The sequence below is a fragment of the uncultured Chryseobacterium sp. genome (genome assembly GCF_913776365.1).
In the GTDB taxonomy this organism is placed as follows: Bacteria; Bacteroidota; Bacteroidia; order Flavobacteriales; family Weeksellaceae; genus Chryseobacterium.
Genome location: NZ_CAJYMO010000269.1, coordinates 1 through 25,737 on the forward strand (window position 1 = coordinate 1; position 25,737 = coordinate 25,737).

26 protein-coding genes are annotated in these 25,737 nt (G+C 33.2%); 12 read left to right on the forward strand and 14 right to left on the reverse strand.

All coding sequences use genetic code 11. From position 1 onward, the window contains the following. From QZ735_RS13825 to QZ735_RS13835, 3 genes are all read left to right on the forward strand, one after another. Nucleotides 1-751: hypothetical protein (locus QZ735_RS13825; RefSeq protein WP_294249492.1), on the forward strand; the 751-nt coding region annotated here is incomplete at its 5' end. A 102-nt stretch (nucleotides 752-853) separates the two neighbouring features. Beyond that, nucleotides 854-1,561 carry an HNH endonuclease signature motif containing protein gene (locus QZ735_RS13830; protein ID WP_294249494.1) on the forward strand — a complete coding sequence of 236 codons (708 nt, stop codon included), beginning with the start codon at nucleotides 854-856 and terminating at the stop codon, nucleotides 1,559-1,561. Between the two features lie 85 nt (nucleotides 1,562-1,646). Then, complete coding sequence (locus QZ735_RS13835) at nucleotides 1,647-2,594, forward strand: hypothetical protein (protein WP_294249496.1); 948 nt, start codon at nucleotides 1,647-1,649, stop codon at nucleotides 2,592-2,594. Between the two features lie 496 nt (nucleotides 2,595-3,090). Here QZ735_RS13835 and QZ735_RS13840 read toward each other — a convergent pair whose 3' ends face one another. From QZ735_RS13840 to QZ735_RS13860, 5 genes are all read right to left on the reverse strand, one after another. Then, nucleotides 3,091-4,314 carry a BT4734/BF3469 family protein gene (locus QZ735_RS13840; RefSeq protein ID WP_294249498.1) on the reverse strand — a complete coding sequence of 408 codons (1,224 nt, stop codon included), beginning with the start codon at nucleotides 4,312-4,314 and terminating at the stop codon, nucleotides 3,091-3,093. A 194-nt stretch (nucleotides 4,315-4,508) separates the two neighbouring features. Beyond that, on the reverse strand, nucleotides 4,509-5,375 hold the full coding sequence (locus QZ735_RS13845; RefSeq protein ID WP_294249500.1) for a ParB N-terminal domain-containing protein: 867 nt from the start codon (nucleotides 5,373-5,375) through the stop codon (nucleotides 4,509-4,511). A gap of 125 nt (nucleotides 5,376-5,500) precedes the next feature. Next, nucleotides 5,501-5,776: a helix-turn-helix domain-containing protein gene (locus tag QZ735_RS13850; protein ID WP_146943298.1), complete on the reverse strand. Its 276-nt coding sequence runs from the start codon at nucleotides 5,774-5,776 to the stop codon at nucleotides 5,501-5,503. 129 nt (nucleotides 5,777-5,905) lie between these two features. Continuing rightward, a complete protein-coding gene (locus tag QZ735_RS13855) occupies nucleotides 5,906-7,396 on the reverse strand; it encodes a hypothetical protein (protein ID WP_294249503.1) in 1,491 nt (496 codons plus the stop codon). Between the two features lie 5 nt (nucleotides 7,397-7,401). After that, nucleotides 7,402-8,694, reverse strand: coding sequence for a phage integrase SAM-like domain-containing protein (locus tag QZ735_RS13860; RefSeq protein ID WP_294249505.1), 1,293 nt, complete (start codon nucleotides 8,692-8,694; stop codon nucleotides 7,402-7,404). A 343-nt stretch (nucleotides 8,695-9,037) separates the two neighbouring features. Here QZ735_RS13860 and QZ735_RS13865 point away from each other — a divergent pair, with 343 nt between their 5' ends. Beyond that, nucleotides 9,038-9,547, forward strand: coding sequence for a hypothetical protein (locus QZ735_RS13865; protein WP_294249507.1), 510 nt, complete (start codon nucleotides 9,038-9,040; stop codon nucleotides 9,545-9,547). Nucleotides 9,548-9,906: 359 nt separating this feature from the next. On the opposite strand, the gene QZ735_RS13870 is transcribed toward QZ735_RS13865, so the two are convergent. The 7 genes from QZ735_RS13870 to QZ735_RS13900 form a co-directional block, all read right to left on the reverse strand. Continuing rightward, nucleotides 9,907-10,365 (reverse strand): hypothetical protein, encoded by a 459-nt coding sequence (locus QZ735_RS13870; protein ID WP_294249509.1) that lies wholly within the window; start codon nucleotides 10,363-10,365, stop codon nucleotides 9,907-9,909. A 17-nt stretch (nucleotides 10,366-10,382) separates the two neighbouring features. Then, nucleotides 10,383-10,784, reverse strand: a complete 402-nt coding sequence (locus tag QZ735_RS13875) for a hypothetical protein (protein ID WP_294249511.1) — start codon at nucleotides 10,782-10,784, stop codon at nucleotides 10,383-10,385. Between the two features lie 497 nt (nucleotides 10,785-11,281). Beyond that, nucleotides 11,282-11,893, reverse strand: coding sequence for a DUF2971 domain-containing protein (locus tag QZ735_RS13880; protein ID WP_294249514.1), 612 nt, complete (start codon nucleotides 11,891-11,893; stop codon nucleotides 11,282-11,284). Between the two features lie 24 nt (nucleotides 11,894-11,917). Then, nucleotides 11,918-12,667, reverse strand: coding sequence for a hypothetical protein (locus tag QZ735_RS13885; protein ID WP_294249516.1), 750 nt, complete (start codon nucleotides 12,665-12,667; stop codon nucleotides 11,918-11,920). A 10-nt stretch (nucleotides 12,668-12,677) separates the two neighbouring features. Then, nucleotides 12,678-15,479 (reverse strand): P-loop NTPase fold protein, encoded by a 2,802-nt coding sequence (locus QZ735_RS13890; RefSeq protein ID WP_294249518.1) that lies wholly within the window; start codon nucleotides 15,477-15,479, stop codon nucleotides 12,678-12,680. 10 nt (nucleotides 15,480-15,489) lie between these two features. Then, nucleotides 15,490-16,176, reverse strand: a complete 687-nt coding sequence (locus QZ735_RS13895) for a hypothetical protein (protein ID WP_294249522.1) — start codon at nucleotides 16,174-16,176, stop codon at nucleotides 15,490-15,492. Between the two features lie 16 nt (nucleotides 16,177-16,192). Further along, the gene (locus QZ735_RS13900) at nucleotides 16,193-17,155 is read right to left on the reverse strand and encodes a hypothetical protein (protein ID WP_294249524.1); all 963 of its coding nucleotides are present in this window, start codon (nucleotides 17,153-17,155) and stop codon (nucleotides 16,193-16,195) included. Between the two features lie 598 nt (nucleotides 17,156-17,753). On the opposite strand from QZ735_RS13900, the gene QZ735_RS13905 reads away from it, so the two are divergent. After that, the gene (locus QZ735_RS13905; RefSeq protein ID WP_294249554.1) at nucleotides 17,754-17,885 is read left to right on the forward strand and encodes a DUF3853 family protein; all 132 of its coding nucleotides are present in this window, start codon (nucleotides 17,754-17,756) and stop codon (nucleotides 17,883-17,885) included. Between the two features lie 169 nt (nucleotides 17,886-18,054). On the opposite strand, the gene QZ735_RS13910 is transcribed toward QZ735_RS13905, so the two are convergent. After that, a complete protein-coding gene (locus QZ735_RS13910) occupies nucleotides 18,055-18,468 on the reverse strand; it encodes a helix-turn-helix transcriptional regulator (RefSeq protein WP_294249526.1) in 414 nt (137 codons plus the stop codon). 339 nt (nucleotides 18,469-18,807) lie between these two features. On the opposite strand from QZ735_RS13910, the gene QZ735_RS13915 reads away from it, so the two are divergent. Next, a complete protein-coding gene (locus tag QZ735_RS13915; protein WP_294249528.1) occupies nucleotides 18,808-19,980 on the forward strand; it encodes a hypothetical protein in 1,173 nt (390 codons plus the stop codon). A gap of 153 nt (nucleotides 19,981-20,133) precedes the next feature. Beyond that, entirely contained in the window at nucleotides 20,134-20,556 is a 423-nt protein-coding gene (locus QZ735_RS13920) for a hypothetical protein (RefSeq protein ID WP_294249529.1), read from the forward strand. Between the two features lie 7 nt (nucleotides 20,557-20,563). Here the strand turns inward: QZ735_RS13920 and QZ735_RS13925 are convergent, their stop codons facing one another. Then, the gene (locus QZ735_RS13925) at nucleotides 20,564-21,103 is read right to left on the reverse strand and encodes a thermonuclease family protein (protein WP_294249531.1); all 540 of its coding nucleotides are present in this window, start codon (nucleotides 21,101-21,103) and stop codon (nucleotides 20,564-20,566) included. Nucleotides 21,104-21,463: 360 nt separating this feature from the next. Here QZ735_RS13925 and QZ735_RS13930 point away from each other — a divergent pair, with 360 nt between their 5' ends. The 5 genes from QZ735_RS13930 to pyk are packed head-to-tail and all read left to right on the forward strand — an operon-like array spanning nucleotide 21,464 to nucleotide 25,641. Then, complete coding sequence (locus QZ735_RS13930; RefSeq protein WP_002976354.1) at nucleotides 21,464-21,703, forward strand: acyl carrier protein; 240 nt, start codon at nucleotides 21,464-21,466, stop codon at nucleotides 21,701-21,703. Between the two features lie 33 nt (nucleotides 21,704-21,736). Continuing rightward, complete coding sequence (gene fabF / locus QZ735_RS13935; RefSeq protein WP_294249533.1) at nucleotides 21,737-22,981, forward strand: beta-ketoacyl-ACP synthase II; 1,245 nt, start codon at nucleotides 21,737-21,739, stop codon at nucleotides 22,979-22,981. A gap of 9 nt (nucleotides 22,982-22,990) precedes the next feature. Further along, nucleotides 22,991-23,752 (forward strand): ribonuclease III, encoded by a 762-nt coding sequence (rnc, locus tag QZ735_RS13940; protein WP_294249536.1) that lies wholly within the window; start codon nucleotides 22,991-22,993, stop codon nucleotides 23,750-23,752. Nucleotides 23,753-23,789: 37 nt separating this feature from the next. After that, a complete protein-coding gene (locus QZ735_RS13945; protein ID WP_294249556.1) occupies nucleotides 23,790-24,203 on the forward strand; it encodes an IPExxxVDY family protein in 414 nt (137 codons plus the stop codon). Further along, the gene (gene pyk, locus QZ735_RS13950) at nucleotides 24,196-25,641 is read left to right on the forward strand and encodes a pyruvate kinase (RefSeq protein WP_294249537.1); all 1,446 of its coding nucleotides are present in this window, start codon (nucleotides 24,196-24,198) and stop codon (nucleotides 25,639-25,641) included. Before QZ735_RS13945 ends, pyk begins: the two co-directional genes overlap by 8 nt. Nucleotides 25,642-25,737: the final 96 nt, after the last annotated feature.

Consider the following 25,737-nt stretch of genomic DNA (forward strand, 5'->3'; position numbering starts at 1 on the left):
TACAAAACTTAATAAATTTTACTTTATAGAATGTATTGATTCTCAGGAATCATCTCAAACAAATGGTTTTGCGCTTTATAATGATACTGTCATAAAATTAAAAATCGTTGATAAGTCAATTGAAACAGAATATTTTGAATTTAAAACAAAAGAAGAATTTCTAAATATTCTTGATTATATCCACGAGAAAGATATTAACAAAAATAATATTTTAATTCATATTTATACACACGGCTCTTCTAATCATGATGGTTTACTTGATGATGACAAGAAACTAATTTCTTGGGAAGAAGTACTTAATAAATCTAGAAAAATTAATGTAAAGTCAGAAAATGGTCTCTATTTAATTTTAGCATTGTGTCATGGGAAATATATAGGAGAAAAAATTGATATTAAGCAAAAAGCTCCTTTTAATTCTTTAATAGCTTCAAATCACGAAGAGCTGGTAAGTGATATATATAATTTGTTTCAAAAATTTTATAATAATTTAGTATTTGATAACGACATAATTAAGGCTTTTATAGATGCTCAATCAGACGGCGATAAATTTTATTATAAGAATACTAATAAATGTGTACAGGATGCATTTAAAAGCTTGTTAGAAAAACGAGAGTTGCTTTTACCTGATTTATATAAAGATTTTTTAGAGACAACTGGTCAAAAAATTTCTTTTCAGGAATTTGATAATATCAATAAGACAACCTTATCCGAATTAATTAAAAAAATGGAAGAACAATTTTTTATTAAATAATAAAAAAAATGCGACATGTTTTGTCGCATTACTTTTATAGGTTTGCTAATGTAGAGTATCTGTTCTAAGATTTATATAATAATTTAATTTTAATCAATATTCATGAATAACAAATACAATTGTAAAATTTGGAAAGAATTTCGTGATAGCATTATTGAAAATGATGGATATAGATGCACGGTATGTGGAAAAAAGTCAACTGAAACAATTCTTCAAGTCCACCACACAAAATATATAAAGGGAAGAAACCTATGGGAATATGCAGCTGAAGACTGCGTAACATTATGCAAAGGTTGTCACGCAATGGAGCATGGAAAAGTAAAACCTAATTATGGATGGGAATATATTGGTGATGAAGATTTGGGAGATTTAATTGGAGAGTGTGAAAATTGTGGTAGTAATATTAGATACGCTTTTCATATTTATCATGAAAAATGGGGAGCCTTACAAGTTGGAACACTATGTTGTGATAATTTGACAGATAGTCAAGAAGCATCAAATCTCATGGAATCTATGAAGCGATTTGAGAGTAGAAAAAGAAATTTTATTAATTCTGTAAAATGGAAGTATTTAGGAAAACTTCATTCTATTAAGAAAAATTTATTTGAAATTGAAATTGTGGAAATTGATGATTATTTCCACTTAACAATCCACAATAAAAAAAGTAAAAAACAATATTCAACTTTAGAATGTGCAAAATCCTCAGCATTTGAGGTAATTGAAAATGGTAAATTTATAGAGTACTGCTTAAAGCATAATATTTCTCTACCTACTAAGTTCAAAATTAACAATAAAAAAGAAGTTAATTAATATACTTAGGGTTATTTTCTTATTTGTTAAAATAAATTTCTAATTCTGTATATTTGAGCTTATTAATACTTTAACAATTAATATAATGGAAGAAAATATTAAAAAACATAAGATTAGGGTTCCCATATTTTCATCTGAAGTTATTGAAAGAGAAATAGGCTTATATGATGACCTAACATATTTATCTATGATAAATAATCTCAAAAAGAAAATTGATAATTTTAATGAAAGTATGCCTACTATAAGACAACCTAAAATAAATAAGGTTAAAGAAACTCAAATTTCAGCAATAGAATATTTTGAAGAAAGCTATGAAGAAATTCCTACATTATTAATAAAAATAACAGCTTATAATACAAATTTAATAGATGGATTTGTTGAATTAGATGAAAAAATAAACTTACAGAAAAATCACAAAGTAGGAAGTGACACAAACTATCTTTTAGCCCTCCCCCAAATATATGGTCAAGATTCCTCTAAGTTTGTTTTCCAATGGAAATTTTTTGTATATGATGACCCGACAAAAGATTCTAGTGAGATAATTTCAATATGTAAACTTCTTTGTAAAAAAATATTAGATATAAAAATAAGAAACTTAAAATTAGAAAGTATTTTAAAAGAAATAAAGCAAAATAAGTTATTAGAAAATTTTGAAATACAATTATCTAGTCATTACGAACAAGAAGACGACCCAGATGTTAAACTAAAAAATTACTTAATTACTTCTAAAGTTTCTAAAACTACCAAAAATTCGTATAAAGACGTACCAACTGATAAATTTGAAGAAATCTTATTTACAAAGAATAATTTTAATAAAAGAGTTTTTAAAGTCTTTAAAAATAATAGAGAAATACGTATTACTGAAGAGCAAAAAAATGATTTCAATAAACTCTCTCAAACCATTGAAGAGATTTTAAATAGTCAAATCGAATTTCATGAAAATGATTTAGATAAAATATTTGAAAAGGATTTCATAATGAAAAACTTAAACTCTATAATAACGGAGTTTACAAAACAAAGTATTCAACATTAAATATGGACTTTTATAATAATTTATTATCCGATATTTCAAATTTTGCAATCGTAGTTTTTGGCTTTTGCATATCTCTGTATACACTTCTTTATTCATTTATTTTAAATAAAAAGGAACAATTAAAAGAAATTACGGATTTAAAAAAGTCAGGAGAAAAGGTTACTTCCTACACTTATAAAGAAACAAATTATATAAATTATATTAAAAGTATGAAAAGCTTTAATAAATATATTATTATTTGTCTTACAATTTCATTACCTATTTATTTCTTTTCATTGATAATCAAATATTTCAAACTATATAATTTAAATATCGTTTTATTTAATAATAAATATGAAGGTTACATAGTTTATTTACTTTTATTATGCTCTATATTACTATTTATATACATAGTAATACTGATTGTAAAAAGTATTAAAATATATAATCGAAATACAAAAATATAAGTAGCCTTAAAAATAAATAAGGCTAACTATAATTTGATTAATGTATAATATTACATGTCGTTACAATTCGGTACAGATGCTGTATTTTCTTTAAAATAATTATAAACTGTTGTTTTTTTTAATCCTGTCAGTTCCATTACTTTTTTAGGGGTAATCTTACCATTTTCGTGACAATTCCAATTACAGAATAGTTCTGAGATTAAATTTTTCCTTTTCTGTGTTTTTTCTCTTTTTTCCTGATTTATAACTTCTAAGCATTTTCTACTTTTTTCAATAGCGGTAAGGGTAATATCCTTAAAGAAGAATCTTTTTGTTTTATTTGTTCTTGGATTATCTCTCTTATTAAATGCTTTATCTATTATTCCCCAAACCTCATTGTTTTCTAATGGGGTCATTAAATTTACCATATTAGCATAAAATATCATTTTAGATAATGTTTTCTTATCTAAATCTGGATTTAGGAAAAGTAGCCGCTTCGCGTACAATCCAAGAACCTTTTCACGATTTCCCTCTTTAACTCCTTTAGGAATAAAGGCACTATGGTATCTTATTTTGTTCGAACCACAATCATAGATGCCTCGGTCATCGTATATAATATCCATACCTTTAGTTACTTCATCAAGATTATTATATCTTATTTTTCCGTCACAGTGTATACCTATTAAAGAGTTATCTTTAATGATAGTGTTACGGAAGTTTTTAGAGCCTGTGTTACTGAGTTCTACTAACTGCCCAGAAACCAATTCTGCAATAGGAAAAACCTCTACATTATCATTATAATGTGCATTCGGGTCATATGATAATACCGTAAGTCTGTCAATAGATACCGCCTTACTGTCAAAAGGTACATCCAACAGCTTTGCAATCTCCTGAGTGGCAATCTTAAAGTTATCAGGTGTCAGCCCATCAACTTTTACCACTAAAGTCAGTCCAGTATTAGATAAACTTCTCCAATAAGCACATACATAAGCTGCGTTGATTTCTAAATCCTGCTCAGTCTTACCATCCACATCAATATAAAGGTATCCTGTAGATTCTGCTACATTCTTTCCTACAATATATCCGTCCGAAAAATTAAAGTTGATGGATATTGCAGGAAGTTGATATTTTTTGATTTTTTGGTAGTCAATTGAACCACGCTCTAAAGTTCGGGCATACTGCACCAAATACACATGTTTAGTTGGAGGGAATTTGATAAATTCAACAACTTCTTCGATATTTTGGAATGAGCCAGTAATAGCACGGTTAGTGCAATGCGATATTTTGTTAATCATAATAAATAATGCTGTTTAAAAGGCATAACAAGGGCTGTACATGGCTTTTTGCAATGTATTTAGGATTTTGTTATACGAATTGTTTTAGTTGATTTTTGGTATTTGCAAGGCTTTACATGTGCGCCTGCAGAATTATGCGATGTAATAGTAAAAAGATTCAGCTTTTCGAGAGCCTTATACACTTGTGTATAACCTTAATCTTCCATGATGAATACTGCACACTTACTGTTTAGTTGTTGAGATAGAAAATCTTTTACTTTAGCTTCATCTTTGGTCATGATAAAATATTCAATTTCATTATCCCTCAAAAGATGCGTTCCTGCATTAACATCATTCACATATTTTGGTTCTTGAATCTCAGATTGAGTACATTTTTGCCTTGATTGACATTTTTGTTGAGAGTTTAACTTATCTTCAATTTCGGGAATAATGTTCATTTCTTTCAATTTCAGTTTGTCCTGAACTTGATTATATGCAGTGGTTATACTTAAACTCTCCTGCATCATTTGCCCTATAATACCATAAAAGCCACTATTTATTACACTTCTATATCTAGCTGTGGTAGTCCTACCGATACCTGCCAATTTGGAAATTTCTAAAATAGTATCAATTTTATCTTTCACATTATCACCTCTACCAGCTTTAGAAAGATTTTCTTTTGCTTTTTTTACAATAGTTTCTTCATGTAAACAGGCAAATTTTAGTTTTTCCACAGGTGTAAGATTTCTTCTCTGACATTGATGTTTAACCATCCAAAACTGAACATCTGAAAGCAATGCAAAATTTTCTCGAATTTCTTTTTTTGGAATATCTGAAATTTCCAACTCTATACACGCTTTTAATCGTATATGACCATCAATAACTAGCTTAATTCCGTCTGGTGTGGCGTAATATAAAATCGGGTCAATAACACCGTTTTGGGTAATATCTTCTTTTAATTGGTTGTATCGATTTAAATCTGTTATTGATAGGTAAGATTGCAGTTCCCAAATAGTTGTTAAATCTTGATAATGATAATAAACATTGTAGTTTTTATTGAATAATTGAATTGTATTTGACATGATAATTATTATTTTAAATTTGACACAAGAGATACCCACACAATACTCGACTGTGCTTTGATTAAACATTAAAAGTGTGGTAAATGATTAAGAAATAATTGGATTGGGAAGAAGTTCCCTCAGTTTTAAGAAGCTTGGTTCAATTTTGAGAATACTTCATCTTTTGAGTAATAAACTCTATTACCGATTTTAGTATTTTTCAATGTACCGTCATTATTCCAATGAAATAATGTTGTCAAACTTACATTTAAAAGCTTTGCTGTTTCTTCACGAGTATAAAATTCTTTTTCTGTTGATTGTGCAGGAATATGTTTTTCTAATTCCTCTCTCACTAATTTTTGAATGTATTGACCAAAAGATTCTAAATCTATCTGCATCAATTGAATTGCTGAATTTGTCATAATTTTTATTTGTTTAAGATTATGATACAAAGGTTCAGATAGGGAAAACAGGGAAAAAACAGGGAAAATATTTTTAAGACAAAATAATTTAACCTTCTGATTATCAGTTATAAAAATTTCAATTATTTTTTATCCTAGAATCGGTTTTAATTTTTCCCTATTAATTCCTAATGAATATTCAATTTCTGTAAGAAAAGCATCAGTAGTTTTAAAAGTGAAAGGATAGTGTTTACCCTGTGGATTGTCAATGTCAAGAAAATTTTTAAGATATTGTTGTTTTACCTCTCTTTTATTATTTATATTGAATTTAGTAATTCTTTCAAAGGAAGCAATAGTATCAAATTTCTTTCCTTCGACCTCATAGAAGTAATCGAAAATATAGAAGAAATAACAAAACCTAAAGAAATAAATATCATTTTTAAATTCCATTTCTTTAACACCATTACTACTATATTTATTTTCTGAAATTGCATTTAAAATAATTTTTATAGTACTGTTATCAAAAGATTTTAATTGCAAATAATCAACTAAAGCTGACTTTTCTTTCATAAAAATATCTAACTCATTCTTAAGGAAATTGTTTTCCTGTGAATGTACTCTATCTCCATATCGCTGTAAATTCAGGTATTTTAGCTTCATTCCGTAAAGAGAATGTTCTGCATTTAATTCTAAAAACTGATATAAATTGACTGCTGTAAGGTCTGCAAACCGTAATAGTTCTGATGCGCTTAATATATTAAGGTAGTTTTTTAGAGATTCTTCCAAAGAGATAAAAGATGACTGTAAAGAGATTATAGAAGATTCGGTGTAAGCAAAAAAAGAACCATCAAGTTGCGGAGTTTGAAATGAATGTTCAAAGAGTAATTTTTCATTTTCATTTATTTGATAATCGAGATATTTCTCACGGCTAGAATATTTATTGATAAGAATTGATTCTGATACCCCACTAACTTCCCTTATAAAACGGCTTAAAAAGTTTGATGCTCTTTTTTGTAAAGAAAATACAAGCGAAGCATAATAGCTTATATAAATATTTGGAGATATAATTTTAAGAAGTAAGTAATTTTGAAAATGTTCTGATATGACAGCGGAATTAATTTCGTTTTCATTAATTGGTAAACTTTCAAATGTATGTTTTTGAAGCTGCTCTACTATATTAGTTGTTATAATAATTATAGTCCTAATTACACTTACAATATTATTAATTTCTTCATCATTATAAATTTCATCAATTGACCCAATATTTGAAAAATCGATTAATCCGTCATTTACAATTACTGCATTTATATTTAAAAAACGGCTTATATACTCGAAATAATCTGTTATTAATTCTTCTGAACTTTCTATTTTTTGAGGTGACAACTCCTTTGGGTAAAAAGACAATAAATCATTTATCGTTTCTGAGATAATTACATTTTTAATATCAATGCTTATGTTTGATTGCATACCGTCCAACCTGGCTTTTATATCTCTAATTTCAGGTATGTGTGCAGGTTTTTCTACTTCAAAATTTTGTAAAAAGAACTCATGTATGCCATGATATGACACAGGGTCTTCCATAGCTATTACATAAACAATAAAGTCTAATGCAATTCCTCTCTTAGTATTTATTTCAATCATTTATATTAATATCCTAAGCTATTAAAAATCTTTGCTGTTGATTTTGCTTTTTCAACTTCCGTTTTATTAATGTAAGCCAATAATTGCTTTTCCGTAGTGTGTCCTGTAAAATTAAGCAAATAAGTAGTAGGAATTTTCTCATAAAAATTAGAAGCAAAACTTTTTCTTCCTATATGAGATGTAACAAGTTTATGTTTAGGAAAATTGCCAAAAACTTTGCGTGTAATACTCTTCCCATCTTTTTCTATCGTCTCAGTTCTACCGTTATATACAATCTCATCTATTTCAGCAATTTCGCACACTTCTTTGATATAAAGATTTAGGTTTACATCTGATATTTTTCGGGGAAATTCTCCGTTTCGTTTTGCTAAAATATCTTGGACTTTTTTTAATAAAGGAATTTGCATCTTAGCATTGGTCTTTTGCTGTGTAAATTCAATGTATTTCTGTCCCTCACTATCTTCCACAATCATAGAAGAATTAAACCTCATATAATCACTCACACGTTGCCCTGTATAACAGGAGATAAGTAGCCAATCTCTTGCATTATCTAAATAATCATGTGGCATTTCTTTATGCTCTATTCTATCCAACTCATCAAAAGTTAAGTAAATTGATTTTGGGATATGCTTTGTTGCTTTTTCAACTTCAAATTTCCATAATTCCGAATGCTTATGAACTTCAATATCAAAAGAACCTGCAACTTTACAAATCATCTTTAAGAATTTAAGGTTGCGATATGTAGTTGAAATCTTATAACTTTCCTTATTACAATAATCTTCAAAATCAATTCTAAAAGAATTATCTAAATCTTTAAATTTTAAACCTCTAAATGTTTTCTTTCTTATTTTTCTATCTTCTACATACCTTATCATTAATTGCTTAACAACATTAGCTTTCTTAATAGTCGATTCCGTAACACTATCTTTTTTTAAAGAAATATAAGTGTCAATAAAAGCAATCACATCATCCGAATAGTTATTATCTTCTCTTTTTAAAGTTGTAGGTTCTATAATAGATTTCAGCCATTCTTTTAAATCTACTTCAGGAATATCATTTATGTAACTTGAAATAATGTTAGCTTCTAATTGAGAAAGACGAGTGTTTATAGTTTCAGCATCATCTTTATGCATTTTTTTAGACGGCATTTTGCATTTCCCGTCTTTCCATTCTTTAGGCTTACAACTCAGATACGGAACAGGAACACGTAAATCAATATCTTTATCTCTAAACTTTGCCCAAATTGTACTTTCTTTATCCGCCACTTTTCCTCTAATAAAAAAACTTACTGATGCCATAATTGAAATGATTAAAATTTAAAGTTGTACCCAAAGTTGTACCCAAAAAATTCAAATATAGTTTAATTTCAATAAATTCAATTTAATTAAACAATCTTAAAAAGCCTTTGTACAAAGCATTTATAAATTAATCAAGATTTTAACAGATTTAAAAATGTAGTTCCTCCAACTCCACTGATATCAAAAAGAGAAAACGCTGTGTTTTCTCTTTTTTATTTTGTCTTCAAAACTAAATAGGTCCTGTTGTAATCTGATATGTACTTATTTAAATAAATCGTTCAGTACAAGTATTTATTAAAATATCATTAACCTTTTATATTTGCATGAGCTAAAATTAAAATAAATGATAAAATTTAATTTTTTAATCCCTATTATCTTTTTCGTAACCTTATCTTCCTGTAGAAAAGAAAATAGTAATGATACAAAACTGATAGAGAAAACTTCAATAAAAGTACCTCTTACAGTTGATTCTTTTCCAGATTCTCTTGTTCTGAATAAATTCGATGCTGGATGTATCATTTCTTATTCTAAAAAAGGAGCTAATGAAAATGATAATATTTTAATGCAAGGAGCTGAAGTTCCGGCTCAAATGGGCAGATCCCTTTTTATTATGAGAATTGATGGAACATGGCAACTATTTCATTCCAACGATGAAAGAGATGTGAAGACTGTAAATAAGAACCTGATCAAAGCAAAATTAACTAACAAAAATTATAATGTGGAAATAATTACACATGTGGGACAATATTTTTCAGCATCCGATTCGACTGAACACTTTGGAACAATAAAAATCACCAGAAAAAAAGATTATTCTAAAATTTCTGTTGAATTTGTAGGAGGAATTGTTTGTTAAAAATTCCCGTTACAATTATAGGTAATACACAAGAGGATAACGTAAAATGCATTGACGAAATACATATTACTTACCTCCAATCGAAAACCAATGGCGGAACAACCTATAGAAAGCTTATATATTGCTTGTTTGAACGAGGGTCCAAATCCCTCCAACTCCACTGATATCAAAAAGAGAAAACGCTGTGTTTTCTCTTTTTTGGTTTTGGGAATTCTTTAAACCATAGTAAACTCATCTAATGGTGCAAGAAACATCCTGTTTTATGATCAATTAAAACGTACTTGACGGGTAAGAGTGTGACTCTTTTGCAAGCGAGGGAAATGACCGAACGCTTTCAGTAGTACAAGACTTAACCTGATCTACTGTCTGGATAACTTGGTCTTTCTATTCAGTAGATTGTAAATTTTCTTTGTGTTTTCTGACACTTCATCCCATTCTCCTACAGAATTATAGGTACAGCTCAGGGTCGTGCCTCTATCAATGTACTTCAGTTCTACATTTCCTACATAATCGGTAGCATATAAATCAGTGAATTCAGGGTTGATTATGGAAGACATGATCCAATTTTTCAGGCTGTCTTTTTCACTTCCGCTGAGATAAATCTTTGTTCTTACCGTATCTTCAACAATATATTTGGGCGGAATGTTATAAATCTCCTTGTTCCAGATTATATTTACAACTTCGGCACTGTCGGAATGACGGTCAATGGTAATTTTCTGAAAATCAGTATTCACCTGTAATTTTTCCCACGGGTCGTCCTTTATTTTCTTTTCCGGCTGTTCCGTACATGAAACCGAAAATCCCAGTATGAATATCAAATGTATCTTCATTTTTCTTATCCTAATTTCTCCTGTATGTCCTTAAGCAATGCCTGTTGCTCTTTTCCGGTAAGGTTGTTCTTATTTCCATTATATGAATATTGAATCTGATGCTGTTCTCTTTTGCACCATTGTATCATTTTCTTAATCCCTGCATTACTTATTATCCCTTCGCTATCTTCAAATACAGGAGGTGATGCCAGATGAACCAGTTTGGTGTAATTTTTCAATACCAGTACCAATTTCCGATCATCCGGTTCTTGCTGCAATCCATATTTTATAAAATGGGTCTGATCAGAACAGACTGCCTTTACCTGTATACCGTCAAATTCGGTCTGGTCATATTCATCAAATACCCGCCACAGGTATTGCTTATTATCCATGGAAACCCTGCGCTTATTTTTACTGCTTATTGCCATACTTTATCATAAAATTTCGATGAATCAAGCTGATCCTATTGTGATCATTTTCTGATGTGGTCATTCAACAGGATACACCAAACATTCAGCAATGTAGTAAAAACAAACAGATAAAAACCGTTTTCCTAAAGTTATGCTTTCCTTTGCGGTAAAAAACTATTGCTCAAAGAAAATCTGTGTTTGCTATAAAAACAACGAAGATCTTCGCAAGCTTCATATTTGCAACGGTAAAGCTCGAAAACCTCAGAAGATAAGCTGGAAGTTGGGTGTCTGCCCTCTGCATCCAGTCGAAAACCATTGGCGGAATAACACTATAGAAAGCTTATGTATTGCTTGTTTGGACGAGGGTCAAAATCCCTCCAACTCCACAAAAATAAAGCCTTAAATTATTAAATATCAATAATTTAAGGTTTTTATTTTCACTAATTGTACGATTATTGTACGGTAAATTATTTTTATTTTTTAGTGCTTGTTAATTCCAAGTTATTATTATCTCCTCAATCAAAATAATGTACATCAACTTCTTTTATTACTCGAATACTATCGTCAATTTTTCTCACCATATCCCTGATTAAATTTTCGTTTTCTTTAGAGATTTTTCTTCCTAAAATTATTTCTTCAATCCTACAAACAATATAATCACTCGATATTTTGGGAAATATCCTAATTTCCTGTTCATACTTCCAATATTCTAATTTTCTACTTAGAATATCTCTTGCAGTTTTCTCATTATGATTATCAATAAATGTATGGTCAGAAAAATATTCTATATTTTGAATATCATTATCCCTCTTATTTATCCTTACACCCAATGCTATGCCACTATGCCCATTAGCATAATGAGACCACATTAACATATTATTGGGTCGTTTAGCTAAACAACAAAACTTAATATCTCCTTTTTCTTGTAATATTTTATTTTTAGCATCTTGACTTAAAAAAGCTCTATTAGTATAATATATTCCCTCCATTGGGTCATTCATATTTTTATAAGTTGATGCAAACAATCGTTTATATAATAATATATCAACAAAATATTTATAATTGTCAATCGTCCTATATTTGTAATAAATTGGTGACCATTGATTTTCATCTTCTATATTTAGCATAAATACGTTTTTATATTATTAATATTAAATTAAATCTACCTTAGTATTTATTTCGAAAACATTATAAGCAACCTCGGCTTTGTTCCTTGTACGTTTATCTCTGGAAATAAAAACATCACAATAGCTTGCAAAGAATGCATGATTTGAATCCCAAAGCCTCGCATAGTTTGATTTTTCATTATACTTATCTTTCCAATACCCAAAAAAATCTAATAGCTCAAAAACACCTGCAAATTTATTATGTAATCCAAAAGATTTTCCGTCTGGATGTAGCTCGAAACCCATCTCTATTAAACCTAAAAAAGAATATCCTTGAAACAAGTCTAATTTTTTATTAATTTGAGAAATCACATCACTTGTCCTATAGTTATTCATTTCTGTTGGGTTAAGTCCTATGGCTTCTCTAACAATCTGTTTTTGACTTTCATCAACGATATTAACCATGCTTTTCATAGAGTCTTTTGCAAAACTAACTTGATTAATTAGCTTATAAATACTAAATGGTATTTGTTTTATTTTATGTACTTCGTTACTTGAAAGTTCTTGATATAGATAATTGTTTTGAGTAATAGAAGAAATTGTCTTAAAGCGTTTTTCCAATCTTTCTTGAATCAATGCTAAGCTATCCGCTTTAATCTCATTTGACTCATGAATGTGTGCAGGTGAATAATAAAAGCTTAAGTTTTCATCTTTATACTTATTCTTTAAATCATCAATAGTTAGACTCCCCTGTTCTATGTCTATAAAAGCATTATTATCTAAGTAAATATCCATAACAAAAAAATTAAAAATGTGACCAAATTTGATTATACTGACTGGCATTTAAAGGAGCAAGACCATTTTCAATATATTTCTTGATAAGTTTTATTGAATAAAACAACTCTTCATATTCTGATTCATTATTTGAATCTGGAATCGTATCTAAAAAATTAACCAAATTAATCCATCCCTCTTTATAAAATTGATTGTATAGCTCTTCAGTAGGAGATTCCACCAGACTCATAAGAGTGTTGGTATTTGAAAAGATTTGAGCTAAAGCAAAATAAGGAGCATATCCAGTAAACTCAGCAGTATTTATATTTATCCCATCTTTTTTAAATGTCTGAAATAGGTTAGAATTATAATATTCTTTGAAACGATTGTAAATATCTTCCTTTAGCAAATTATTAGCTAATTCAGAATATATTATTCTTTTATCTAAAACTAAATATTTTGTATTTTTAGTATAATAATTAAAGACACTTATAGGAGAAGATTTACTTTCTATAAGATATTCTAATTTCCTAATTAGTAAATGTTCTACATCAATCACATTCGAAATTTCATTTGTATATCTACTATTATTATGGTCATCAGAATATTTTTTTCGAACAAGATTTACATTTATGTCACTAAATAATAAATCTAAATATCCTATAGATTCGGTTTTTATTATATTAAAAACATCTTTATTAAAAACATCTTTATTGCCATTATAAATAAACTTAAAAGCATCTAAGAGAATTCTTACCGTTTCCTTGTCATCATGATAATTACTATTAATAATAATATAATTTAGCGTTTTTAAAGAGTCTAAAAATTGGTCTTTACTATTTAATCTATTATTATAAATAAATTGTTTGATTTCATTTGCAATAGAAAATAAATTTTTATTTTCTTTAATGTCAATTCCTTCGGCTAAATCAAATAATTTATTCTCAAAATGTGCAGTATGCATATCAGAGATATTTATAATATTCCCAGCTATATCATTTTTAATATAAATATCAGTATAAAATATTTTTGATATTGAATTTTGATTTTTTTCATAATATTCTATCGATTTTTTTCCAAATAATCTATAGAATACGGCATCAATAATATTAAAATCCTTATCCCTATAATCTTTTAGTAGATTTTCTTTGAGACTTTCTTTCACTTTAAAACTATAAATGTATATATCATTAGAAAGATCAGCACCAAGTATTTTTATATCTCTATTTACATTGTCAATTATTCCCTTGTCTAAAATTTTATTTAGATCAGAAAAAATAGCATACTGTAAGTCCCGAAATTTATAGGTAAGAAGCTTTAAAAGTATATATTCACTTATAACAATATTTGATCTAATATTAATAAATGAAAAATTAAATTTGAATTCATTTACAAATCGTTTTACATCTCGGTAAGTCTCAAAGAAATCTTGATAAGATAATTGATGATTTGGTTTGTAAGAATTTTTATTTTCATAACTGTCTATAATATCTTCTAAACTCAGAATGGAATTTTGAACATCTGAATTAGAATCAAATAGGTTCTTGAAAACAACATACATATCTATTTCATCCTCATTTGATTCATTTTTTGGAAAGCTACTATTTATTAAATCCAATAACTCATTAACAATTAATTCAGAATTAAAAGGTAAAAGGTTAATTTCAACATTAAATATTTTATCTAAGTAATTATTTTTCTTTACATCAATGGTTTCAATTATATATTTTCTATCATATCCCGAAATGAAAATAATATTATTAAAATCGGATAAAGTTCGTATTAGTTTCAGAGTGTTCATTATCTCTTCTTTTTCCAAACGGTCTAAATCATCAAGCAATATTACTATTTGCCTATCAATTGTTTTTATAATGTTATTAATGTTTAAATAAAAACTTTCGAGAGTTTCATTTTCATTAAAAAAGCTTTTCCCAAAATCACTTAACTTTTTTAAATCACTACTCGAAAGGCTTAATATAGAATCAACATATTTATCAATATCATTAGAAATTTCGGCTGAATAAGGTTTAAGATTTTCTTTTAACTCTTCAAAAAAATTCTCAATTATAGCGTTCGATCCTTTATTTTTCCATATTCTATACCAAAAAATAATACTTTTGGGATATTGCTCACTGTATAGCAATTTAAATCTATGTAAAAAACTACTCTTACCATATCCCCAGACAGCATTTAAACCTATGCTAAAAGATTGCTCAGGCTTAAAACCAGAAATATTTTCAATTAATTGTAAAAGTATTTTTTCATTATCTATTGTTTGATTACTAAATAACTTGTCCTCTATAAAAAAATTTAATTCGTCATTCCTATATTCTAAACCAAATCTCTTCTTTAAAACATATAATAAATTAAGTGTATGTAAAATTGCAACAATCAGGATTATATCAGCATATCTTATATTATACTCATACAAAAACTTTATTTCATCCTGTTTTTCAAAGGATATTTTAAAATCTTGTTTTAAATCATCTTGAATAATATTAACAAAACGTAAAGAAATATAAATTATAGATATATAATAAATTAAGAAGGTTATATTCTTTTTATGTATATATCTTTTTAGGATCAGATTAATATAAAAAATAAAAATGCATAAAAATAGGATCCAATAACCAATTTTAAAAGAGCTTTTTTGACAATCAATCGTTTTACCAATTTCTAAGATTAATTTATTTATATACTCAATAGAGAAAAAAGAAATAACAAGTGTCAAAATAAATATGATAAATATTTTTCTATTATCTTTTAAAAACTCAGTCATTTTTTTATAAGACAATCTAAAACCTCTTGCTAAAATATCTTTTAATAATCTCATATAAATTAAATTATTTAGTTCTTTTAGAATGATTAGATAGTGAGTTTTGGTCACCTGTATTTATAGAATTTCCATCGCCATTATTATTAATTATAGTTTGGTGCATAATACTTGTAATTTCATCATTTTTTGATTTCAAATCCTTTATTTCAACACTTTCTCCAAATTCAGTTTCAACTGCGAGCAAAAAGTCAAGCAGCTTACTTCTAACATTAGAAATAATAGCTACAATATTCGCCTTAGGAATAATTTTATAACAAGAAACAATAGAAATATATGGATTTCCCATTCTTTTCCAATTGTTTTCTAAAATTTGTCTAATTTCAGCTCTAATAGGAGAGGTTAAAACTCCTTGCTCTTGAATTAAACTTTCTAAAGCATTGACGCTATCAAAGAAATTTTTAGTCCTAAGAGAATGTTCTATTTCCTCATCTAAGTTTACTGTAGGAATTTCGTAATTATTATATTGTGTGAATCCATTCACGACAGTCCCTTGTAAAGCATTCCAAATATTTTTTCTATAATCAGGTAATTCCTCATCATCTTCATCAATATAACCTGACAATTCGGAATTTGCCCATTTCAAAAGTTCTTGATTTCCTATTCTGCTTGCTAATACTTTTGTTTTTAATAATGCTCCATTTAAAGAGCTTCTGTCGTCCATTAATTCATTTACAATTTGGCTAATTAAATTCATCAAATGTTCTTAAAGATTAAACAATATCAAAATATCCTTTTATTAATGATGCTAATAAATTAGCCGTCACTCCCGTTCCTATTTTACCAACACCATTTAACGATTTATTGATGATATTAGCAATCCATTCATTTGCTCTTATCCCTAACCTCCCGCTTTCTAAATTTGGTTGTTCTTCGGCAATGATTGTTGATATTTCCTGAATATCCACCTCATCTATTCCGTGATTTCTCAATTCTTCTTTAAGATTTTTCAAATCACCTTTATTTATGTGAACCTTATTATCAATATTATTATGATTACCTGTATTGATTAGGTTACCATCACCGTTGTTGTTAATTGTTGTACTCATATAAGTATTTATTGTTTGATTATTATTTCCTTGACTTTTATTAAATGTTTCAATTTCAATATCATATCCAAATTCTTCTGCAATTTTCATTACAAAATCTAAAAGTTTAGTTCTAATAGCATTTGGCATTTCCACTATTACACTTTTACTGGTGCTTAATGTAGCTCCTACAACATCAACTCTAACATCAGATTTATAAAGCTTTCTTGCTGGTTCTTGTAAGATAGATAATAATTCCATTGGAAATTCAGTTCCAATTTCTTTGTTGGTTTGCTCATTTGATATCGCCTCTTTTCCAAGCTGTTCGATTGAAGAAATACCCTCTCTAACCTTAACATATTTGTATATCTCATTATATGGTTCTTTTAGCATAGAAACAGGCAAAACTCCATGATGCTTATGAATATATGCTTGCATTTCAATTCTAATTTTGCCTAAAGATTTTCTATAATTTGGTACTTCATCATTTGAACCATAACCATTCAATTCTTTATTAGTATAATTAATAAGCTCTTCATTATTAATTAATTTTCCAAAATAATTCAGCCTCATTAATGAAGATGACAGAGACTTATCCGTATTGATAATATCTTCAATTACTTCTTGTAGAGGAAATATTTTTTTCATTTGAGTTTCAGTTGAAATTATTAGTAATATAAAAGCCTCAGTAAAGAGGCTTTATTCTATTGCAGTGTAAAGACCAAAGGGCTTCTGTCTTTGAAAGGTAAATTGCTAATAGTTTGGAAATTATTTTTCTTCTCATTCTAAGTTGTTTAGGAGTTATATCTAACTAAAATTGACTATTATAGTTTTCATTAAGTATAATATATGGCAATTATAACTAAAAAACTCTATAAAACTTTAGGTATTTTCCCTGAATTTTTTTTTGACAAATTATATTTCGAAAACGACAAACCTTGTCGCTTTTTATTTACCAATTATCTTTTTTTGCAGTAACATTTAGATTATATATATAATCATAAAAACTTTTGCTAAGGTTATTAAAATAGCCTGAAACGCTGTTAACTGCTTTTTGATACATTTTTCTTACTTCGCCATCCTTTTTAAAGTGTGTCCAGCTATTAATAAAATTCAGCTCTCCCTAATGCGGTATCCCTCTTAAATCTTTACCATTATTTTCAAGTCCAAGTACAACAAACTTATATTTCCCATCTTTAAAAGAGATTTCAATATCATATTTTATATTGCTACAAACTTTAACAATATTGGGTGCGGTAAGACCAAGGCCCAAAAAATTAAAAATTCAGGCGTGCTCAATGAAGCTATTATTCAGAACGGAAAAAAAATAATCGTTAATGCTGATTTAGCGCTGAAATTACTCAAAGAAAATTCTTAATGTCTAATATGTGAATAGAATTTAAAAAGACTGTACTAAATTATATTCTTTATTGAATAGATAAAAAGTTTATCCTTGCAAGAATTCGACCTAAATGTATTATAAAACCATTATTTAATCAAACATAAAGCTGCCTGAAAAGACAGCCTGCAACTATAAAAATTAAGTCCTATTCTTTAATAAATTTCCTCACCAACTCCTCAATCACCCTACTCTTTTCCTTCTCCGTCTCCAGCAACCGTTCATACAGCTTCTTATTCTCTTCGTAGACTTCAATCAGCTTATCAATAGGATTGATAGAGCATTGATAATTATTGTTGTTTGAACTATTCTCATTAAAAGTATTTGAAATAATATTGAAAACAGCATCCTCTGAAAAATTCTTCAGGGCTTCGAGGGGAAGTTCCAGGGCTTTGGCGATGGGTTCGAGCTTGTGGTCTTCGAGGGTTTCGGCGTTTTCGAGGAGGGAGACTTTCTGCTGACTGACGCCTAAGAGGTCGGCCAGGGTTTCCTGCTTCATGCCGCGCATTTCCCTGATTCTTGCGATGTTTCTCCCGATATGTTTCTGTGCTGTAGCTGCCATGGATTATGATTTACAACCAAAGATATAAAATTCTGCGGGATGCCGTTATACCTGCCTGTATTTTACTTTGAAGTACAGCCGGAGTAATGGGCAAGGAAGCGGGATGCGGAAAGTGATTCAGCTCCTACTTCAATGCATGGTTTTCAACATCAAGAAGCAGGGTTTATCAGCGCAAAAGGAAATGCTATCGGATCCCTGATGCAGTGAACAGGCTTCGCCTATCAATGGAAAGTAAATGGAACAATACTTTTGTTTTTTACCTCCTGTTTTTAGTTCACTACCTCTTTTTCTGGTTGGCTACGCGGGTTTTTAGCTCCAACTTGCCGAAAAAACAATACAATGAAACAAAAGATCATTCTTCCTGCCACGCTTCCGCACCACCGTCCACTGAGCCAGCTGCTGAATTCCTTTGTGGAAAAAGTGCCTGTCCGCCATGTGTTCCTGAGCCGTTTCCAGGCTTCCGGCAAATCCTATCTCATCATTCACCTGGACTGCTCCCGGATGCCGGACGGCCTGTTTCCGGACAGGCAGACCAGAAAAGCATGGTCCCGGTACGGTATCCATCTCATCCTCCTGGCCGGCAACGATATGGAAAAACACCTGGCCCTGGGCACCCTCTTCCTCCAACGGCACTGCACCGCATCAACACTGGTCTACAATTCCGGCAGACACGAGCTTCCCGGTGAAGAACTTTCCCGATCGATGAAGAAATTCCGGCAGATCCGGCAGAAGTACCGTTTTACCTGCCGGCTGCTGAACGAAGAAATCCGTAAAGCGGAAAAAATGGGTTCTTTTATTACCGCCTATCATGTATACACCAGCCTTTTTGAGCACCACCTGTTCCACCTGGAGTTCCTCTGTCCGGGCCGGTACTTCCTTCAGGATACTTTGGATCAAAGACTGATGAGGCTGGAACCGTTTTTCCCGGAAATCAGAAGCTTCCTGCTAAAAAAGACCGGGAATACCTATTATATCACCGAAGCCCTCCTGAGTGCAGGAAAAGCAGAGACGGGTAAAGAGTATTCCCACCTCCGGGCCGAGTTCCGGGAAGCCGTTGCCATTGCCGGACAGAAACTGCATGAACTGGTAAAAAGAACATTCCGCGATATCAGAATCTCCGTGAAATATCCTGACCACATTCCGGAACCGGCGGCCGGAACCCAAACCGACTCTCCGTACGAATCCGTAGTCCGCATCCTTACCCGCCGTTTCCCTATCGAAGAAATTTTCCTGTTCCGCCAGGAGGAAGCCATCTGTGTAGGCCGCAAAATAACCCGGCTGCACCTGCTGCTGATCGCCAACACGATCACCAACAACGACCTTGATCTGTTGGCTCAGGCCGTCCTGCAAAAGACCGGCAGAAAGTATATGATTGTCCCCATGGTCCATTCCGCTGCCTGGATACAGGAGCATCTGTGGGAATCGCAGCCATTTTTCCGGAAGGCCATGCAGCCGGAAAATGCCATCTATACCGCCGCCTTCCCTACCGTGATCCACTGGCACGCTCTGTGAAGTCTGAGACTTCGAAGAGCGTGAGGCGTGGCCTGAGACTTCGAAGAGCGTTTTAGGTAATTGTACGCATCCCGAAATTGGTTATTTATACGGCACTCCGGATCTGTTTTTCTTCTTTACTTTGGAATACAAAACAACGCATAATACAACAATATGGAAACCACCAACACCAGCTACAACGCGAATTCATCAGGACAATTACAGGTAGGCGGCGGAGCCCAGTTCTGGGTATACATTTCGCCCGAGAACGACACCGTAAAAATGATTACCCAATGGAAAGTCACTTTTTCTCAGGGAAACTGGAGCGACACCATTTCCAGCGAACAGCCTACCCGCCAGATTAAGACGGACGGCCTATCAGGAATCTTTGACATCAAAGTGGAAATGATGAGCGGTTCCACCGGAACATGGCGCGAAATCCCGCCTAAGGAAGGCAGCAAAAACCAGATCGGATGCAATTCCAACTGCGCCTCCATGGTAGGAATCGTTGCCGACAGCACCAGCCCGCCTCCGGGAGCCATCAATGCCCATTTCTGGACCACCTGGGATGCATTCTGCAAGTCAGGCGCTGAATAACTTATCGCTATTGATCAACAACAACGCTCTTCGAAGTCTGAGATTTCGAAGAGCGTTTCTTTTCGGATTTTGAAGTACTTTTATTCTTCTTATTTTTCCTGAAATCCCACGGCGACAGCGGTTTTTTATCTGCCCAGAGCCCCAGCTTTTGAGCCCGGGCTTCATCCTGGAGCTTTTGAAGCTCGGTATTCTTGGAAGCTTTGAAGTACCACCAGCCGAATCCTGCCTTTACAATTTCCCGGGACAGGTATTTGTCCTGGTCGTAGAACACCCCGGCCACTTCCCTGCCGTACCGGTCTTTTCCTGTACTGTAGTAGGTAACGGTCTTGCCGAACACCTGGCCGGCGGTAAATTGCCGGGCAGCCTTTCCAAAGGCCTGGCTGTCTTCAGGACAGTCGACCTCGGCCAGGCGGAGGGTCTGTTCCACATTGCCGGGAAGCAGGATTACTACGGTGTCCCCGTCCTTGATTTTGATAATTTTCCCTTTTTTCTGGGAGAAGCAAAGTCCTGACACGAAAAGGAGGACGGCAAGAATCATATTTTTCATCAGCATATACATTAATCATTTTGACTGAAAGCCGACAGATGGCGAAGGGTTCAGCGGAGCTTTCCGGAAGCTATCGGTTCAGGGCCTGCAAAGGTAAGGGATCTTCCGGAGGAAATTTCATCTGCGGCCGGAAAATGACCGGAGAACGGCGGCCGGAGAATGAGATGGCAGGTATATTGCCTGTATAACCGGACATTAAACCATACTTACGGTACCGGAATATAAAGCTCTGAAAACGAAAAGACTAAAAAGACAGCCGATAAAATACATCCCCACAGGGTACAAAAAAAGCTAAAAAAATGTTTTATCGTAAAGAATTTTATATATTTGCACCATCTAACAATAAAAAAAAAATTTACTATGTCAGACATTGCATCAAGAGTAAAAGCTATCATCGCTGATAAGCTTGACGTTGAAGAAACAGAAGTAACTCCTGAGGCTAGCTTTACTAACGATTTAGGAGCAGACTCATTAGATACAGTTGAATTAATCATGGAATTCGAAAAAGAATTCAACATTCAGATTCCTGATGACCAGGCTGAAAAAATTACTACTGTAGGTCACGCTATCGCTTACATCGAAGAAGTAGTAAATAAATAATATTCTTCAACAAAAAGAAAACAAACAAAGTTTATGGAATTGAAAAGAGTAGTTGTAACCGGGTTTGGAGCAATAACACCGATTGGAAATAATGCAAAAGAATACTGGGAAAATCTTGTAAAAGGTGAGAGCGGTACCGCTCCGATTACTCTTTTTGATGCCACAAACTTCAAAACGAAGTTCGCTTGTGAAGTAAAGAATTTCGATCCGTTGCAGTATTTCGATAAGAAAGAAGCCAAAAAAATGGACCGGAATACCCAGCTTGGACTGGTTGCTGCCAGGGAAGCTGTGGAACACTCACGCATTATCGCCGATAACGTCAACAAAGACAGGGTCGGGGTAATCTGGGGATCAGGAATCGGCGGACTCGAAACTTTTGAGACTGAAGTATTAGGTTGGGCCAATACGGAAATTCCGCGCTTCAACCCGTTCTTCATCCCTAAAATGATTGCGGACATCACACCGGGACATATTTCCATTGAATACGGATTTCACGGACCGAACTATACCACAGTTTCGGCATGTGCCTCTTCAGCCAACGCCTTGATCGATGCCAAGATGCTGCTCCAGCTCGGAAAAGCAGACGTCATCGTGTGCGGAGGTTCTGAAGCTGCCGTTACGGCAAGCGGTGTCGGCGGATTCAATGCCATGATGGCACTTTCCACCAGAAATGACGATCCTACCACTGCCTCCAGGCCTTTTGACAAAGACCGCGACGGCTTTGTACTGGGTGAAGGAGCCGGATGTATCATCCTTGAGGAATACGAACATGCTGTAAAACGCGGAGCCACCATCTATGCAGAACTGCTGGGCGGAGGTCTGAGCGCAGATGCACACCACATGACAGCCCCTCATCCGGAAGGATTAGGTGCTTATCTGGTAATGAAAAACTGTCTGGAAGATGCAGGCTTAACTGCTGATGAAGTAGACCACATCAATATGCATGGTACGTCTACTCCATTAGGGGATATTGCAGAATCCAATGCCATTTCCAAATTGCTGGGCGAACATGCATTCGACATTCAGATCAATTCCACCAAATCAATGACCGGTCACCTTCTGGGCGCTGCGGGCGTGATTGAGGCCATTGCTGCATTAGGAACCATTATCCATGGAATTGTTCCTCCTACCATCAACCATTTTACCGATGATGAGCATATCGACAGCCGACTGAATTTCACCTTCAACGAAGCTGCGAAAAAAGATGTGAAAGTTGCCATGAGCAATACTTTCGGATTCGGCGGCCACAACGCCTGTGTTCTGTTTAAGAAAATCTAATTTTACTGAATGGAGTTACAGAAATACTTTTCTAAATTCCTTCTCAACAAAAGAAAAAGAAAACTAACGGAGAGAGACTACTTTCTCAGTACCAGGCTGTATACGATGCTGGGCACTGAGATACAGAATGTCGCGCTCTACCGTGAGGCTTTTTCATTGAAAAGTTCTTCTAAAAATAAGGACAGCAATTATGAGCGCCTTGAATTTTTAGGAGATTCCGTTTTGGGTACCATCATATCATGCCATCTGTTTCATACCTATCCTCAGGCTAATGAAGGATACCTGACACAGATGAAATCCAAGATCGTCAACCGGAAAAACCTCAATAAACTGGGGGAAGACCTGAAGCTCACCGATCTGCTGCAGAAGCAGACCGCAGTAGCCCTGGGAGAAAATATCTCCGGAAATCTTCTGGAAGCTCTTATCGGCGCCGTCTACCTGGATTTCCAGTATGACGCCTGCAAAAGGATTGTGCTGGAAAAGCTGCTGACGCCCACTGAGATCAACAAGCTTGAAAACAAGATCGTCAGTTACAAAGGCCTCCTCCTCGAATGGAGCCAGAAGAAAAAGTTAAATATAAAATACGAAACCTGCGAAGAGATCCAGGTAAACAAATCGGTAGTCTTCCGCTGCCATGTATGGCTGGGAGAGGAAAAGATTGCCAACGCTACCGAAACTTCAAAGAAAAAAGCAGAAGAGAAAGCAGCCCAGAGAGCATTTTATATTTTAAACAAAAAAGAAAACATCCTTGGAAATTCAAAAGCTTTATGATCCGGACGATACAGAATGTGAAGATATTGCCATTGGGTTGGTAAGATTAGCAAAGCATATCCCCGATCATGAGTTTTTTTTTAAAGTCAATCTGAAAAACAACCTGAGCTTTGAACGCATTGATGATCTGATCATCCAGGGAATTTTTTATGACTACCATTTTCCGAGATTTGAGGCTTACCATCAGGTAACCAGATGCTGTTTTACTTTTATTGCCAACAAATCATCAGAAAGTAAACAGAAAAAAATACGCACAGAGCTCTTCTTACAGGAGGAGAACATTAAATTTTTATTAAATAATCAGGTAGAAGTACAATATATTTTGCACAGTTCGGAACAGTTTCCTGATTTTTCCGTAATTTTGCTCCCTGAAAATCTTGTGTTTCCGATTCAAGATTATACATTAGGTTCTGAAGAAGAACTTTATCAAATTATCCAGTATTATGAATAAGTATTTAAAGAAGACAAAAATTATCGCAACACTTGGTCCGGCTTCATCGTCGAAGGAAGTTATGTTAGGGTTAATGAAAGCAGGTGTTGACATTTTCAGAATCAACTTTTCCCACGCAGACTACGACTTAGTTCGATCCAATATCCAAATCATCAGAGACCTCAACAGGGAATACGGTTTTTCCGTAGGCATCCTGGGAGATCTGCAGGGCCCGAAACTGAGAGTAGGCGTAGTGAAAGAAGGTTCTTACCTTAATCCTGGAGATATTCTGACCTTTACCAACGAAAAAATAGAAGGTGATTCCACGAAAGTATATATGACGTACCAGCAGTTCCCGCAGGATGTGAAGGTAGGCGAAAGAATCCTTATCGATGACGGAAAGCTGGTGCTGGAAGTAATGGAAACCAACCTTACCGATACCGTAAAAGCAAAAACCATCCAGGGAGGCCCGCTGAGCTCTAAAAAAGGAGTGAACCTGCCCAATACCAATGTTTCCCTTCCGGCCTTGACGGAAAAAGACATCCAGGACGCCAATTTTATGCTGGACCAGGATGTAGACTGGATCGCCCTTTCTTTCGTGCGCCATGCACAGGATATCATCGATCTAAAAGAACTGATCTCAAAACATCCTAACGGAAAATTCAAAACCCCGATCATCGCTAAAATCGAAAAGCCTGAAGGGGTAAAAAATATTGACGAAATTTTACTGGAGTGCGACGGCGTGATGGTAGCCCGCGGGGATCTGGGAGTTGAAGTTCCGATGGAAGAAGTTCCGGCCATCCAGAAGACACTGGTGGAGAAAGCCAGATTCTATTCCAAACCGGTAATCATCGCTACCCAGATGATGGAAACCATGATCAACAGCCTCACCCCAACAAGAGCGGAAGTAAATGACGTTGCCAACTCCGTACTGGACGGAGCGGATGCCGTAATGCTTTCCGGAGAGACTTCCGTAGGAAGATATCCTGTACAGGTAGTGGAAAACATGGCAAAAATCGTAAAGAATATTGAAACCACCCATTTCTACCAGCACAAGAACGAACCGATAGAAAAAGACTTCAATTGCATCGATGAACGCTTTATTACGAACAGGGTATGCCTTGCCGCCGTACGAATTGCAAAAACGACCAATGTATCCGCTATCGTTACCCTGACAAGCTCCGGCTATACGGCGTTCCAGCTTTCAGCACACCGGCCGAATTCCCACATTATCGTATACAGCGGAAACAGAAGGGTTATTACCATGCTGAACCTGCTTTGGGGCGTACATGCCTATTATTACGACATGAAAAAATCTACCGACGAAACCATCATCCAGGTGAATATGCTTACGCATAATTACGGATATATCGAAGCCGGGGATTTCGTAATCAATATCAATGCAACTCCGTCATATGAAGGAGGAAAAACCAATACATTAAGGCTGACTACCGTTTAAGCGGCAAGTACAATATATCAGTTGTCATGATAAAAACCTCCCGGAAACCCGGGAGGTTTTTTATGGCCGAAGTTTACGGTCGTTATTAAATTCGTC